The organism is Clostridia bacterium, assembly GCA_035628995.1.
Lineage (GTDB): Bacteria > Bacillota > Clostridia > Lutisporales > Lutisporaceae > BRH-c25.
Genome location: DASPIR010000002.1, coordinates 59,471 through 75,184 on the forward strand (window position 1 = coordinate 59,471; position 15,714 = coordinate 75,184).

At 41.8% G+C, this 15,714-nt stretch carries 14 protein-coding genes and 1 other annotated feature; of the genes, 11 read left to right on the forward strand and 3 right to left on the reverse strand.

Annotation, left to right across the window (positions count from 1 at the left end):
- Nucleotides 1-212 precede the first annotated feature (212 nt).
- Nucleotides 213-1,442: a dicarboxylate/amino acid:cation symporter gene (locus VEB00_00470; protein ID HYF81489.1), complete on the forward strand. Its 1,230-nt coding sequence runs from the start codon at nt 213-215 to the stop codon at nt 1,440-1,442.
- A 59-nt stretch (nt 1,443-1,501) separates the two neighbouring features.
- Here the strand turns inward: VEB00_00470 and VEB00_00475 are convergent, their stop codons facing one another.
- A complete protein-coding gene (locus VEB00_00475) occupies nt 1,502-2,461 on the reverse strand; it encodes a CAP domain-containing protein (protein ID HYF81490.1) in 960 nt (319 codons plus the stop codon).
- A gap of 205 nt (nt 2,462-2,666) precedes the next feature.
- Between VEB00_00475 and VEB00_00480 the strand changes: the two genes are divergently transcribed.
- On the forward strand, nt 2,667-3,185 hold the full coding sequence (locus VEB00_00480) for a DUF2179 domain-containing protein (GenBank protein HYF81491.1): 519 nt from the start codon (nt 2,667-2,669) through the stop codon (nt 3,183-3,185).
- Here VEB00_00480 and VEB00_00485 read toward each other — a convergent pair.
- The gene (locus VEB00_00485; GenBank protein ID HYF81492.1) at nt 3,172-4,068 is read right to left on the reverse strand and encodes a DMT family transporter; all 897 of its coding nucleotides are present in this window, start codon (nt 4,066-4,068) and stop codon (nt 3,172-3,174) included. The genes VEB00_00480 and VEB00_00485 overlap by 14 nt on opposite strands.
- Nucleotides 4,069-4,204: 136 nt before the next feature.
- Nucleotides 4,205-4,483, forward strand: a binding site (T-box leader).
- 51 nt (nt 4,484-4,534) lie between these two features.
- On the opposite strand from VEB00_00485, the gene tyrS reads away from it, so the two are divergent.
- Complete coding sequence (tyrS, locus tag VEB00_00490; GenBank protein HYF81493.1) at nt 4,535-5,770, forward strand: tyrosine--tRNA ligase; 1,236 nt, start codon at nt 4,535-4,537, stop codon at nt 5,768-5,770.
- Nucleotides 5,771-5,808: 38 nt separating this feature from the next.
- On the opposite strand, the gene VEB00_00495 is transcribed toward tyrS, so the two are convergent.
- Nucleotides 5,809-7,386 carry a FapA family protein gene (locus tag VEB00_00495; protein ID HYF81494.1) on the reverse strand — a complete coding sequence of 526 codons (1,578 nt, stop codon included), beginning with the start codon at nt 7,384-7,386 and terminating at the stop codon, nt 5,809-5,811.
- Between the two features lie 317 nt (nt 7,387-7,703).
- Here VEB00_00495 and VEB00_00500 point away from each other — a divergent pair, with 317 nt between their 5' ends.
- The 8 genes from VEB00_00500 to VEB00_00535 all read left to right on the forward strand — a co-directional run bounded on the left by VEB00_00500 (nt 7,704) and on the right by VEB00_00535 (nt 15,713).
- Nucleotides 7,704-8,030, forward strand: a complete 327-nt coding sequence (locus VEB00_00500) for a hypothetical protein (protein HYF81495.1) — start codon at nt 7,704-7,706, stop codon at nt 8,028-8,030.
- Between the two features lie 5 nt (nt 8,031-8,035).
- The gene (locus tag VEB00_00505; GenBank protein HYF81496.1) at nt 8,036-9,079 is read left to right on the forward strand and encodes a V-type ATPase subunit; all 1,044 of its coding nucleotides are present in this window, start codon (nt 8,036-8,038) and stop codon (nt 9,077-9,079) included.
- A 16-nt stretch (nt 9,080-9,095) separates the two neighbouring features.
- Nucleotides 9,096-11,075 (forward strand): V-type ATPase 116kDa subunit family protein, encoded by a 1,980-nt coding sequence (locus VEB00_00510; GenBank protein HYF81497.1) that lies wholly within the window; start codon nt 9,096-9,098, stop codon nt 11,073-11,075.
- 100 nt (nt 11,076-11,175) lie between these two features.
- Nucleotides 11,176-11,595 (forward strand): ATP synthase subunit C, encoded by a 420-nt coding sequence (locus VEB00_00515; GenBank protein HYF81498.1) that lies wholly within the window; start codon nt 11,176-11,178, stop codon nt 11,593-11,595.
- 12 nt (nt 11,596-11,607) lie between these two features.
- Nucleotides 11,608-11,916 (forward strand): V-type ATP synthase subunit F, encoded by a 309-nt coding sequence (locus VEB00_00520; protein HYF81499.1) that lies wholly within the window; start codon nt 11,608-11,610, stop codon nt 11,914-11,916.
- Nucleotides 11,917-11,927: 11 nt separating this feature from the next.
- Nucleotides 11,928-12,569, forward strand: a complete 642-nt coding sequence (locus VEB00_00525) for a V-type ATP synthase subunit E family protein (protein ID HYF81500.1) — start codon at nt 11,928-11,930, stop codon at nt 12,567-12,569.
- Nucleotides 12,559-14,343 carry a V-type ATP synthase subunit A gene (locus tag VEB00_00530; GenBank protein ID HYF81501.1) on the forward strand — a complete coding sequence of 595 codons (1,785 nt, stop codon included), beginning with the start codon at nt 12,559-12,561 and terminating at the stop codon, nt 14,341-14,343. The genes VEB00_00525 and VEB00_00530 overlap by 11 nt, the downstream gene beginning before the upstream one ends.
- Nucleotides 14,340-15,713 (forward strand): V-type ATP synthase subunit B, encoded by a 1,374-nt coding sequence (locus VEB00_00535; GenBank protein ID HYF81502.1) that lies wholly within the window; start codon nt 14,340-14,342, stop codon nt 15,711-15,713. The genes VEB00_00530 and VEB00_00535 overlap by 4 nt, the downstream gene beginning before the upstream one ends.
- Nucleotide 15,714: the final 1 nt, after the last annotated feature.

Below are 15,714 nucleotides of genomic sequence, written 5' to 3' on the forward strand. Positions count from 1 at the left end.
TTAATTTATATTACAATTATTATTCATGATTCGAGCATTGTCAACGGAGTATAGAGGGAAAACGACAGAAATACATATAAAAAGCTATCACAATACAATATATTACATAAAAGTAATGACGAGTAAAATATACAAATAAATTCAAATAAAGCATGGACAAATAGTTATTTTAATACAATAGTTTAAGTATAAATAATAATGGAGGTGTTATGATGAAAAAACTATCATTGTCCACTAAAATTTTAATTGGTCTTATTCTTGGTATTATCGTTGGGCTTACTCTTCAAGGTTCGGTTGACTTTGTTAATACTTGGATCAAACCCTTCGGTACGGTTTTTCTGAATGCTATTAAAATGGTCACTCCCCCGTTAGTACTGGCCTCAATCATCCTGGGAACGGCATCCATGGGTGACCCTAAAACCCTGGGGCGAGTTGGCGGCAAAACTATGCTGTTCTATCTTTTTAGCGCTACATTGGCCACTATTGTTGGTTTGGTTGTAGCCCATATCGTGAACCCCGGTCTTGGTTTGACCATTCCCGTGGGTACTACGTATACTGCAAAGGAACCGGTTAGCATGGTCCAAACCCTTCTTAACATGATTCCGACCAACCCTTTCGCCTCTTTGGCTAACGGAGACATGCTGCAGATAATCGTTTTTGCACTGCTTGTTGGCTGCGGCATAACTGTAGGCGGAGAAAAAACGAGACTTGTTAAGGATATCTGCGAGGCCTTTAATGAGGTTATGTTCAAAATCGTTGGTTTCATAATGTATCTTGCTCCGTTCTTTATTTTCTGTTTGATCGTTCCTGTGTGTGCGACGAACGGTCCCAAAATTCTACTTCCACTGTTAAAGGTTGTTTTAGCCGTCTTCTTTGCCTGCGCTATTTATGGTCTAGTATTTTATGGCGCATATGTCAAATACCTTGGTCACTTTGGCTGGAGGAAATGGTTGAAGGGTTTTGCTCCTGCAATGTTGGTTGCTTTCTCTACTTCCAGCAGCAACGCGACCCTGCCGGTTTCCCTGAAGTGTACCCAGGAAAACCTTGGTGTCAGCAAAGAAGTCAGCAGCTTCTGCCTCTGCGTAGGCGCTACTGTTAACATGGACGGAACAGCTATCTATCAGGGAATTTGTGCTCTGTTTATCGCTCAGATTTATGGTATCGACCTTTCCATAGCACAGCAGGCCACTGTTGTCTTTACCGCTGTGCTGGCATCTATTGGTACTGCCGGCGTTCCCGGTGCCGGATTGATCATGCTGACCATGGTTATGCAGTCGGTTGGGCTGCCCATGGAAGGCCTTGCTCTGATTGCCGGTATTGACCGTGTACTCGATATGATCAGAACGACTGTCAACGTCATGGGTGACGCTGTTTGTGCCGTTATTGTCCAAGATGGAGAAAACAAACGAATTGTCAAAGAAGCAAAGAGTGTTGTTGCATAGTAAATATCGCTCCGGTTTGGAGTGCGAATAAGTAAAAAAAGCGGCGAAAGCCGCTTTTTTTATCTTCCAATGAAGGTTTGAGTGTAGATGTTGCTTCCATTGCCTTTGGGAGCTATACCGACTCCAAGATCTGTGAAGTTGGGATTTAATATATTCTTCTTATGGCCTTCTGAGTTCATCCATGCCTGAAAGGCTGCATCAGCGCTCTGATTCATAGCGATGTTCTCTCCTGCATACATATAGCTTACATTATTGGCTTTCAGCATATCAAAAGGCGAGCCGTAAGTTGGAGACTGGTGACTGAAGTAATTTTTATTAACCATATCTTGTGATTTCATCCTAGCCAATTTTGTACAATCTGCGTTAGAAGCCAGCGGTTTAGCACCTGTCTTTGCTCTTTCCGCATTAACCAGCTGAAGTATCCTTGATTCATCAGAAGACATTGTGCCTGATCCGGCTGCTGTAGTCCCTGCTCCGGTAGTCCCTGCTCCGGTAGTCCCTGCTCCAGTCGTGCCTCCCCCAGTAGTAGTCCGTGGTGTGGGAGCGGGAGTTACAGTTCCTGTGCCTGTTGTCATATTTGTGTTAGTTGCTGTGCCAGCGCCAGCGCCAGCGGGTTTTGCACTTGCCGCAGGTATGCATCCGATTTTACCACTATCGGGCATTTTTATAACATACCAGCCATCGAGCTTTCCAAGAGCCCTGATTTTTTGATCGGAAGTGACTTTTCCTATGGATGAGTAATTTGTTCCCGCACCGGTTCTTACATTACAACTGCCACCATTAATTGTGAGATTGCTGAAGTCTACCATCTCATAAGTAGCTGATATCATATTGTCACCTGTAGTATTCCCTGTTCTGCCGACTACATTGTTTGGAACGACAGGGGTGTTTGGTGCCACTTGGTTATTGGGGTCTGTCTGGATGTACCTTCTTGCAGGCTGATAGGTACAGCCACTGAGTATAGAAATGAGCATAAGCATTATAACCATTGCGGAGATAAGAATCTTGAATTTTTTCATTAACTATTTCCCTCCTTAGAAATTATGTTCTGTTATTATTGACAAATTTAAATGCATATTTATATTTTGATAATAAAGACAAAAAATTATTGACACTTATCCTGCCAATTTTTACAGAATGACTATAAAGGAAGGAAGAAAAGAAAAAGTATAGAATTAATTATATAGCGGTTTTGAACTTTTTTTAAAACAGGGGGAGAGATGTGTGAGTATTCTTTTACAAGCTTTATTTATATTTATCGCAAGAATCATAGACGTTTCTATAGGTACCATGAGAACTATACTGCTGGTTAAAGGACATAGAAGGATTGCATCTGTACTTGGATTTTTTGAGGTGATGATTTATCTTATAGTATTGGGAAAGGTAGTAGGAAATATTAACAAGCCGGTACTCATAATCGCTTACTGTCTCGGCTATGCTACAGGAAATATAATCGGAAGCAAGATAGAAGAGAAGCTGTCCATAGGACGATTGGTTGCCCAGGTAATAGTAAAGGAAATGTTGGAGGAGCTAGTTCAGAGTCTAAGAGATGCAGGTTTTGGGGTTACTATTTTCGAAGGTGAGGGCAAGGAAGGAAAAAGCTACATGTTGAATATAATATTGGACAGAAAGAAGATAAGAAAACTTTATGAAATAATTGACGGCTGTGATTGCGGTGCTTTTATAACCACAATGGATGTCAGGTCATCCTTGGGAGGGTATTTTCAGCCTAAGAAGATGTAGTATCTTCTTCAGAGAGTGTTTTATCTTTTTTTAGCCATTGCAGCTCTGAAATGAGCATTGCTGCTACTATGAACATACCGCCGATGATTCCCTTGACGCCGATCACCTCTCCTAATACAAGGAAGGAGGTCAGAGCTCCGAACACCGGTTCCATTGTAAAGATTAGCGCAATATGTGCTGCCGGAGTGAACTTTTGTGTAGTAGTCTGCATCCAGAAGGCAAAGGCTGTACAAAGCACCGCCGAGAACATCAAGGACCAGAAGCTGGGCGTTGACATCCCTGCAGGGAAGGGCTCAAATATAACAGCGAAAATCATTCCGAATACCGATACGAAGAACAGCTGTATAATAGCAAGAAGTGTAGTATCATATTTTTGAACATAGGTTCCTGTGAATAAAAGCTGCCAGGCATAGCATACAGAGCATAATATGGTCAGGAAATCTCCAAGGTTGAAATTGAAATCACTGCCGTTATAGGACAGCAGAAATAGGCCCATAGTAGCTGTGAGTACGCTTATTATTGTCTTTAATTTCAATTTTGCTTTAAGGTAAAATATTGAGAATATAGGCACAACAAGTACTGCAAGACCGGAGAAAAAGCTGGATTTTGAGGCGGTGGTATACTGTATGCCTACAGTCTGAAGAGCATAGGTTGCAAAAAGCAGTGAGGACAGTACTAACGCCGGTTTTACCAAGTCCATACTCAAATCTTTGAGCTTCTTATGAAAAAGAATTGCCAGCAGTATGCTTGCTACAGCAAACCTGAATCCGATATGATAGTATGGTGTCATGGTTAGAAGAGCTATTTTGGTTGCAGGAAAGCCTGCTCCCCAGAATATAGTAACAAGCAGCAGAGCAAGGTCTGCCTTTGTAGATTTTTTCATTTATATGTCTCCCGTATAAGTATTTGAAAGCATTCATAGAATTAATTGTACAGTATGCAATGCTAAATATCAACTTGAGTATACTTTTATGTTGACACAATAATACTATGATTATATAATAAATCTAACTAAATTTTTAATGGTAATGATGGGGATAAGTAATTTGTGGATGCTTATGTGCAGCTCTGGAACAACAGACTGTGCAGCGAGAGAGTCGGCGGAAGGTGCAAGCCGGCAGCATAAGCTTATGAAATACACCTCTGAACTGCGGGCTGAAAGATATCGAGTAGGTCTTGCCGGAAGCTTCCTCCGTTATAAAGGGAAGGGAATATGTAAGTATTCTAAAGAGGGTTTTGCAGATTGTGCTTTAATGCAAGACCAATTAGGGTGGTACCGCGAGCCATTCGTCCCTTTGTGGATGAATGGCTTTTTTGATTTCTATAATATTAATATAGGAGGTAATAACATGAATAGCACTAATGTATTTGACATCCTGAAGGAAAGAGGCTTTATAGAACAAGTAACCCATGAGGAAGAGGTAAGGGAGCTCCTTGGTAAGGAGCAGGTCACTTTTTATATAGGCTACGACCCAACTGCTGACAGTCTTACTGCAGGGCATTTCCTGACAGTAATGGCGATGGCCCACATGCAGAGAGCCGGACATAGGCCTATAGCTCTGATAGGGGGCGGTACGACAATGGTAGGAGATCCTACAGACAAGACAGATATGAGAAAAATGCTGAGCCGTGAGGACATAATTCACAATGGTGAAAGATTCAAGAAACAGTTTGAAAGGCTCATAGACTTCAATGACAATAAAGCCATTATGGACGATAATGCCAATTGGCTGCTGGAGCTCAATTATGTCAACTTTCTCAGGGAAGTAGGAGTGTATTTCTCGGTAAATAAAATGTTGGCCGCAGATTGTTATAAGAGCAGAATGGAGAAAGGGCTGACCTTTCTGGAGTTCAACTACATGCTGATGCAAGGTTATGATTTTCTTGAGCTATACAGGAGATACGGCTGCAGGCTGCAGATGGGGGGCAATGACCAGTGGTCCAACATATTGGCCGGTGCAGACCTCATAAGAAGAGCAGAGGGAGTGGAAGCTTACGGTGTGACCTTTGCACTGCTCACTACCAGCGAAGGCAAGAAGATGGGCAAGACACAGGCTGGCGCAGTATGGCTTGACCCGGAGAAGACCAGCCCCTACGATTTCTACCAGTACTGGAGAAACGTCGACGATGCTGATGTTGAGAAATGTCTTGCACTTTTGACCTTCCTGCCTATGGATGAGGTAAGAAGGCTGGGCAGCCTGCCGGGTGAGAAGATAAACGAAGCGAAGAAAGCTCTGGCTTTTGAAGTGACAAAGATAGTACACGGAGAAGAAGAGGCAGTGAAAGCTCACAACGCCACTGAGGCACTGTTTGGCGGAGGCGGGGATTCCGAATCCATACCTACCACTGAAATGCCAAAGGAGCAGTTGGATAAAGGCATCAATATCATTGACCTTCTGGTTATGACCGGCCTCGCACCTTCCAAAGGAGAGGCTAGAAGGCTTATAGCCCAGGGAGGAGTGCTGGTGGAGGATGCCAAGGTGGATAGCATAGACTTTGCTGTAAGTACTGCCGGCCTCAAGGATGGAAAGCTTATCATAAAGAAGGGCAAGAAGACATATCACAGAATAAAGATAGAAGAATAAAAATACGGCTGGTGAAGACCAGCCGTATTTTTAAAGTCTTATTGATTGTGATGAAGTTCCTTATCTATAACATAAAAACTGCCCCTTACTATAGAGTTGATTCTCTTCTGCATGTTCTTTATTTCAATAACGGTTTCCGGATATGCAGCCTTGGAAATACCGATCTCGCCTTCTCCCTTGGTTTCAAGAATCTGTTGGAGTCTTTTCCTATATTCGTCCAGCATCCTTATTCCTCCAAGTATATCCTCATATTTCCTTAAATACTGATTGTATTCAGTGCTGTTTACATATTCAGCATCAGATGTGTTGAGTTCAAATAACTCGATTTGCCGCTTCACTTTGTTGACTTCAGTCAACATAACCTTATATTTTTCAAGGAGCTGCTCGAACTCGTTCTTAATCGCCACACGGTCAAAGCCTGAGACAGTGATATAGGTCTTTTTCTCTGATTTGTTGCCTATCACTCCCGCTACAACTTGGATTTCAGCAGTTATAGTACCTCCGATTACTTTCCCATGTATAGAATCCATAATTACATTTTTGGCTTTGAGATTACTGTCAAGTGCATAAAAGCCAACATTTATATCTTCTCCTGCTGTAATTCTACACGCATTGCAGTATTTTACAAAAACGCTCTTCTTAGCTTCTATAACTGATATGTTTTTGCCAAAGATACCACCCTTGATGTATATACTGCCTTCTTTGGAAATCAGCTTGTCAACTACTCCCAAGCCCATATTGCCCTGTATAGAGATGTCATTCTTAGCTATTACTGAGAATCCATCCTTTATAGTGCCTTTAACTGTTACATATCCGTCAAAGGTTATATTGCCAGTCTCATAGCCAACGTCTTCAGCTATAATAAGGTGATTATCCACCCTTATTTTGTCTCCCTCGATTATCACAGCACCATCTATTGCAGCTCTAAGTACAGTTTTTCCGTTCTCCTCAAGCTCTTCAACAGTTTTTCTATCATATTTGAGCTTGAAGTCAATTCCCCTTCGGGCTGGTAACATCTTGTTGTTGACAGTCCTGCCGAGTTTCCCCTCGGTAGGGGGTATTTTCTCTCCGAGCCAGTCTCCTTTTTTGACATTGTCAATAAGGTTAAGCTCATAGTGATTAACCGATCCATCATCTTTCACTATTGGCTTCTTTTCTTGGATTTCATAGTATTTGATTATAGCATCCTTGCCATCTTTGGGTTTGACCCCTTTTGCGATTATTATCTCTTTTTGTACGGTAATTGGTTTTTGGAAGAGTTCATCCAAGCCTTCGCTTACCTCTACTTTATTAAGTGCAGAGATTATTTCTGAGGAAATTGGTATTTTATTATCTGCAAATTCTTTTGCAGTGATATTAAGCTTTATTTTTGCTTCCATCTCATCAACGGAAATTATTACTTCCACCCTAGGCTTTATATTTCCTATAAAAATCCTGAGCCCTGATGAATTGTCCAATGCATTTTTCAGGTTGGCAAAACTATGGAGTTGTATTGTGGGCATATCTAATAGAAGGTTATTAAACTCACGGATTTCATATCCTGCGCGGTGAACAGAAATGTACAAGCTATCGCTATCACTTATAAGCGAAAAATACTCGTTTTGATACAATTCCACACAATCACCTCCAATTATAGATAATAATACAATTTTATCACAGTCGAAGTAGAATTCACAAGATTTTTCGACTTAATATACTGACTGTTCCGAATAGTCATTAAACTCGATAAAACATAATTATGTAAGAGATGACAGAAACATGATTGAATTAATATGCTATAAACTGCAATAATAGTATTAAACTCCATATTAATAGATATTCTAAGACTGAATCAGTTATTTAGGCATGTAATTCTTCTTTATAGAAATTGACTTTCTTTAACAGATATTACATAATCTATATAATGCTATTAAATTATTTTGAAGGTGATATATTGGAAAAAAATCTGGATACATATATTAGAAGGCTTATTGAGCTTGACTCAAAGGCTGTGGCGATGATGGGCGAGAGGGATGCTGAGCTTGCGGAGCAGGAGGCACGCAGCAGGAGTGAGCTGAAGAGCATTGATGCTGTCCTGGAAAAAGCGGCAGTATTGGCAAAGCAGAAGCATGATGAAATAATTGAGGATGCTAAGCTGAAAGCTAAGGAAATGGATGAGGCAGCAAAATTAAAGATTAATGAGCTTCAAACCGCTGCTTTAAGCTTAAAAGAGGTCGCAGCCAAAGCTATTTGGAAGCAACTCCTTGATATTGAGAGGTAGTATTTATGGATAATGTCACCAGATTTGCTGCTGTGAATGCCAAGATAAAGACAATGGAAGGTCAATTCCTTAAGGATGAAGATTATGCAAGCTTGCTCAAGTTGGAATCATCAACAGAGGTGGCAAGATATCTTAAGGAAAAGTCTGCCTACTCTGAAGTGCTGGCAAGTGTGGCTGCGGAAGATGTCCATAGGGGAATGCTTGAAAATCTTATCAAGCAGAACATGGTTAAGAGTATAGACAAGATAATTCATTATTTTACTGGCGATTATAAAGATTTCATCAAGACACTTTATGCCAAATATGAGATAGAGGAGTTAAAGGCAATAGCCAGAGCTGTGTATAACGGCCAGGATGCGGGAGATTTTAAAAGCAGCACCTTCATAGGAAAGTACAGTAAGCTTGATACGAACAAGGTTTTCGAAGCAAAACATGTAAGAGATATAATAGCTGCTCTTGAAGGTTCTGAGTTCTATAAGTTCCTGGAACCTTTAGTGGATGGGAATTTTACTGAGAATTTATTCAGATTTGAAATGGTTCTCGATATGTCATACTACACCATTTTGCAGAGGGAATGGAGCAAGCTTTCCAAGAGGGATATGGAAATACTGCAGCATGCGCAGGGAATTATTGCTGACCTCCTGAATATACAGTGGGTATATAGGGGTAAGAAGTTTTACAAACTTAGCCCAGAAGAGCTTCTGAACTATACGATTAATATTAATTATAGATTAGATTTCAATTTGTTGAAATCACTATGCTATGCACAGAACCTTGAGGAATTCTTCCGGCTTGTGAAAACCACCAAGTACAGCTTCATGTTCAAGGAGGATGAAACCACTGATATATATATGGAGAGAAGAATGGAACGTCATATATATTTTGAGCTTAAAGCTTTGGTGAGGAACTATAACCTTTCTATTATAAGCGCCTTTGCATTCATAATATTTCTGGAGTACGAGGTAAAGGACATAATCTCCATAGTAGAAGCCATAAGATATAAAATACCGGCAGAAGAGGCGCATAAATATATTGTAAGAAAGCTCTAAGAGGAGGCGATATGTATTGGCTGTAGAAAGAATGAAAATAGTGAGTATTATTGGAAAGCTTTCGGATTTGGACAAGATTTCGCGCCTGATAGTGATGAGCGGCAGCACCCATGTAATGAATGCTCTATCTGAGTTGAATTCCAACAACATAAATCTCTCGGCTTCACAGGAGCATATGCAGGCTTTGCAGGAATTGGCTCACCTTGGGCCATATATAGTGAGGAGAGATTTATCAAAGGATGAGATAATGATAAAGGCTTTCCAGGAACTGTTCAGTCTGAAGCTTGAGATTTGTGAGAAATATTTAAGTATTGGCGACGAGTATGAAAATATTACTTCAGACTTGAGGAAGGTACACGAGGGTGTCAGCAATATCTCTGGAGGCATAGGAGAAAAGACAGCTAATATTGAAAGGCTGCAGCGTTACCTGGAAAATGTGGGGTATCTTAGGAATACCAGTTTGAAGATAGAAGAGTTAAAAAACATGAGATTCATAAGGTTCAGGCTGCTTATGCTATCTAATGATAATTTTAAGAAGCTTGAACTCAACATCGAAAATGTACCTTCTGTGGTATTTCGTGTTGCCGCTATAGATAGAAATATAGTAATAGCTGCATTAACTCCCGAGGATCTTGGGGAGGAAGCTGAGAGAATATTTGCATCCCTGAATTATAAGGAGCTTGAGCTGCCTGATGGATACAACGGAAATGCACTGGATATCACAAAGCGGCTGCAAAGGGAAATCGATAAGGAAAGAAGCTTGGTAGATGAGCTAAAAGCATCTGTTTTAGAGCTCAGAGAAAAATACAAGGACGATGTAGTCAAAGCTTATACACTGCTGGAGTTGGAGAAAAAGGCAGAAAAGGTAAAGCAGGATGCTGCACTAGGGCATAACATGTTTTTCATTTTTGGATTTGTGCCCGACAGTGAATTAGATGGTATCAGCAATAAAATTCAGCAGAACTTCAGTGACAGCATTGTACTGATGGCTGATAATGTTGAAGATCGAAGGCATGGTCATGCACCTCCGACAAAAATAAAGAACAATATATTGGTTAGACCTTTTGAAACGCTGATAAGCATGTATGGTACTCCCAGCTACGGGGAAAAGGATCCTACGCCCTTTTTTGCAATTTCATATATGCTGCTCTTTGGGGCAATGTTTGGTGATTTGGGGCAGGGGTTGATAATCCTATTGGGCGGTCTATTCATGAGCTATAAAATGAAGAACAAAAGCTTTGGAGGGATACTGGCAAGGCTTGGAGCCAGCTCTATGCTCTTCGGAGCATTATATGGAAGCATATTTGGCTCAGAAGAACTTATAGAACCGCTGCTTATAAGACCTATGGCTAATATTAATACGATGCTTATTGCCGCTATTGTGCTGGGAATGATATTAATAACAATTAGTTACATATACAGTCTATTGAATCATTATAGCTCCAGAAACGTGGAAGAGGGGTTGTTTGGTCGGGAAGGGCTGGTGGGTTTCCTGTTTTTCCTGACGCTGGTTTATACTGTATGGGGGAAGGCTACAAGCCATTTGGCTGTCTCTATAGGCCTGCCCATAGGGATAATGGCTGCACTGCTGGTTGTAATGGTGTTTAAGCAGCCCTTGGCGGGTCTGCTTACAGGACATAAACTATATGAGGAGTCTCCCGGAGATTATTATATAGAAGCAGGGTTCGGAGTAATAGAGACGGTACTTTCGGTTGCATCCAACATAATATCCTTCATAAGGGTGGGTGCTTTTGCTCTTAACCATGTGGGATTGTATGTTGCCTTTGCTACGATGGCTGAGATGCTGAACTCCAAAGTGGGAGGAATTATAGTTCTTGTTATTGGCAATATTATCATTATAGGGCTGGAGGGACTAATTGTATTTATACAAAGCCTTAGGCTTGAATATTATGAGCTTTTCAGCAAGTATTATTCGGGCTATGGAGTCGAGTATAGGCCAATAGGCTTGTTTAATGAAGCAAATACAGATGGGTAGTAGGGAAGGTTGCCCTCGTCGTTCCGCTGTAGGGGCGGCCAGTGGTCGTGCATTATGGTTAAATTCAAATGCAAAATGATTAAAGTTAGGAGGCATTGAAATGTATACAATATTGGAACTTGCCATTGGGATAGTGCTATTCACGATAGGACTAGGGGTTATACTGTATCGGTCAAAAGGGAATATGCAGGGGAAGAAAGTCAGAAATATGCTCAGGATCAGCTTGGTTTCCTATATGTTTCTCATAGCTTTATTTCTCTTCGTACTTACTCCTAGTATAGTGAACGCCGCACAGGGAGACAGCTCCAATGCCGGATTGGGCTTTTTAGCTGCAGGGCTGTCAACAGGACTTGCTACTATTGGTGCTGGCTATGCAGTTGGCGCAGTAGGTTCTTCAGCTTTGGGTGCAGTATCGGAAAATCCGAGGATACTGGGTAAAACATTGATATTTGTAGGCTTGGCTGAAGGTATAGCTATATATGGGCTTATAATATCAATAATCATACTAGGACAATTGTGAAGGAGAACAATCATGAAGTTTTTCCTTATCAGTGACAATGTCGATACCCTGACCGGAATGAGGCTTGCGGGAATAAAGGGTGTATTGGTCCATGAAAGAGGCGAGATACTGGATGCTATTGAGGGTGCCTGCAGCAACAAGGATATTGGCATACTTCTAGTGACGGAGCTGCTGTCAGAAAGGGTTGCAGAGGAGCTTAAGGCGGTGAGGCTGGATAAGACCAAACCTATAGTCACAATTATACCTGACAGGCATGGGGAAAGACGCGAGAGCGATTATATAACTAACTACATTAAAGAGTCCATAGGGCTGAAGATATGAGGTGACGAGCCATGGCAGTATCAGTTGAAGATAAAATTGAGCTTTTCAGTAAGATGATATTCAAGGATATAGAAGAACTTTCCTCTGACAAGAGGCTTAAAGCAGTAGAAAGCTTTGAAAAGGAAAAAAACAGACTTTTAGAGGAAGCGGAAGCTAAAAAGAGAGTCATTCTTGAAGAGGCGGAGAAAAGGGCGGAGAAGGATAAAAAGCAGCTTATCGCAAAGGCAAAGTCTCAGGTTTATCACCAATTGCTTGATAAAAGACAGCAATTGATTAGTGAAATAACCGAGCTTTTAGTTCAGGAAGCCAAGAGCTTTGTCTCAGAAGAAGACTACAAGGGTTATCTGTCCAGAAGCTTTATCAAGGCTGCAACTGCCTTTGAAAAGTCGGACTCGTTGCAGCTTTATTTTACAAAGAGAGACTTGGAAGTCTTAAAGGAGTTCATCAACCAGCAGATATCCTCAGGTGAATTGAAGGGCAGATGCATGTTGCAGGAAGCGGGACAGAGCATAATAGGAGGCTTCTACGCAGAGGATGATAAGCGGGAAATACAGGTGGACTACACCTTGAAATCCTTGATTGAAGAAAATCGTGAGCTGATTGGGAGCAGTGTATCCCTCAGGCTTGATGAGGTGCAGGACAATGGAAAATAAAAGTGGAAGTATTGTATACATAAATGGTCCGGTAGTCAGGGTAATGGGTGCTGAGAACCTGAAAATGAGGGAAATGGTGCTGGTGGGGCGAAAACAGCTTATCGGAGAGGTGATTTCTGTTGATAAGGAAACTGCAACCATCCAGGTATATGAAGAGACCACAGGCCTTATAAGGGGAGAAGGGATCATCTCCACCGGGAGGGCTCTTTCTGTAAAGCTGGGTCCTGGTATAATAAAAAACATATTTGATGGAATTGAGCGTCCGCTGCAAAGAATGTACGAGACGGGTACAGCATTTATCCCTGAAGGTGTAGGACTGGTTTCGATAGATGAAGAAAAACTGTGGGATGTAGAAATACTCGTGAAGACAGGAGATTTATTGGAAGCAGGGAGCATATATGCCAGGGTGCAGGAAACAACGCTTATAGAACATAGACTTATGGTTCCCCCTAATATAGGAGGTAAAGTAGTTTTTGTAGAAAAGAACGGCAGCTACAACATCGAGCAGGTGCTTGTAAAGCTGGATACTGAGCAGGGACCTTATGAGCTGAAGATGTATCAGATGTGGCCTGTCAGAGAGTCACGACCTGTCAGCCACAGAAATCCTATATCCAAACCACTAGTTACGGGGCAAAGGGTCATAGATTCTTTCTTCCCCTTGGCAAAGGGAGGTACGGCAGCTATCCCCGGCGGATTCGGCACAGGGAAGACTATAACACAGCATCAGCTTGCGAAATGGAGTGATGCTGACATTATAGTATACATAGGCGTCGGAGAAAGAGGAAATGAGATGACGGAAGTGCTCGAGGAGTTTCCCAAAATAATCGACCCCAGAAGCGGAAAATCCATAATGGAGAGAACGGTACTTATAGCCAATACCTCAAACATGCCTGTGGCTGCAAGGGAAGCATCAATATATACAGGGATAACTATGGCTGAGTACTTCCGTGATATGGGATACAATATAGCAATTATGGCTGACTCTACCTCCAGATGGGCTGAAGCCCTAAGAGAAATCTCAGGAAGGCTTGAAGAAATGCCAGCTGAAGAAGGCTATCCTGCCTACCTGCCATCAAGGCTGGCTCAGTTCTATGAGAGGGCTGGGGATATAGAAGCCTTGGGAGGAAGAAGCGGATCAATAACTATAATAGGGGCAGTATCTCCGGCGGGGGGGGATTTTTCCGAGCCGGTCACACAGAACACCAAAAGGGTGGTCAGTACTTTCCTGGCATTGGACAAATCACTGGCTTACGCAAGGCACTATCCTGCCATCAACTGGCTTCGCTCCTACAGCGGATATATAACAGACCTTGGTCCCTGGTATGAGGAAAATGTGGCACCTGATATGATGGAGCTTAGAGCAAAGCTTCTAAGGATACTTCAAGAGGAAGATAAGCTCATGGAAATAGTAAAACTGGTTGGAGAGGATATACTGCCTGATGATCAGCGGCTGATACTTGAAGTATCAAGGGTTATAAAGGTAGGTTATCTTCAGCAGAATGCCTATCATAAGAACGATGCTCATGTGTCTTTGAAGAAGCAGCATAAAATGCTTAAGGTAATTGACCGGTTGTATGATAAAGCTTATAAGTGTATAAAAATGGGCGTTCCAATATCGAAGGTAAAAAATGATGATTTGTTTTATAAGATCACTACCATGAAATACAATGTTTCAGAAGACAATCTGGAGATGTTCGATGAAATAATCAAAGAGGTTGACAGCTTCTATGACGGCTTGGAAAACATGTATAGCAAAGAGGTGAGCAGGCAATGAGATTGAAATATTTAAAGCTGCAGAAGGTTGAAGGTCCGCTCATCATACTTAGCGGGGTAAAGGAAGCTATATTTGGTGAAGTTGTGGATATAGAAGTAGAGGGTATAGGTCATAAAAAAGGGAAGGTCGTACAAATTGACGGTGACAGGGTAATAATCCAGGTTTTTGAAGGCACCTCCGGCATTTCACTCAACAATACCAGTGTTGCATTTACAGGAAAACCAATGGAGATACCTCTGTCAAAGGATATATTGGGAAGAACCTTCAATGGCATAGGAGAGCCCATAGATGGAGCAGGCTTCTATTCCGAAAAGAAATATGATATTAACGGACGGCCAATCAATCCTGTGGGGAGAAGATATCCGAGGAACTATATTGAGACAGGTATTTCCTCAATTGACGGGCTTACTACTCTTGTAAGGGGTCAGAAGCTGCCATTGTTCTCGGGAGAAGGCCTGCCACATAATGAGCTTGCAGCGCAAATAGTAAAGCAAGCGAGGATAGCAGGGGAGGAGCAAGGTAATTTTGCTATAGTTTTTGCTGCAATGGGCATAAAACACGATGAAGCTGATTTTTTCAGAAAACATTTTGAACTGGCAGGGGTTACAAACAGGGTGGTAATGTACATAAACCTGGCGGATGATCCCATCGTAGAGAGAATCACAACTCCTCGCTGCGCACTGACTGCAGCGGAGCATCTAGCTTTTGAGCTCAATATGCATATACTTGTCATTATGACCAATATTACTAACTACAGTGAGGCTTTGAGGGAGCTTTCTGCATCCAGGGAGGAGGTACCTTCGAGGAAGGGTTACCCGGGATATTTATACTCTGATTTGTCAAGTCTCTATGAACGTGCAGGAATGATAAAAAATTCCACGGGCAGTATAACTCAAATACCCATACTCACAATGCCTAATGATGATATAACTCACCCTGTGCCGGACCTTACCGGCTTTATAACGGAAGGACAGATCATATTATCCAGGGAGCTTCATCAGAGGAACATATATCCTCCAATTAATGTGCTGCCGTCTCTGTCAAGGCTGCAGAAGGAGAGTATTGGAGAGGGCTATACAAGGGAAGACCACCCGGATGTTGCGAACCAGGTATTTTCTGCATATTCTCATGTACAGGACGTAAGGTCTCTGGCGCAGGTAATAGGCGAAGATGACATTTCTGACATGGATAAGAAATACATGGAGTTTGGGAGACAGTTCGAACAGAAATTTCTCAACCAAGGGTTTGAAGGAAATAGAAGCATGTTGGAAACTCTTGATATTATGTGGAAGCTTTTAGCCGCGCTTCCTAGGGCAGAGCTTGACAGGATCAAGCCGGAGCTGCTTGATAAGTATTACGGCAAGAGGTAGT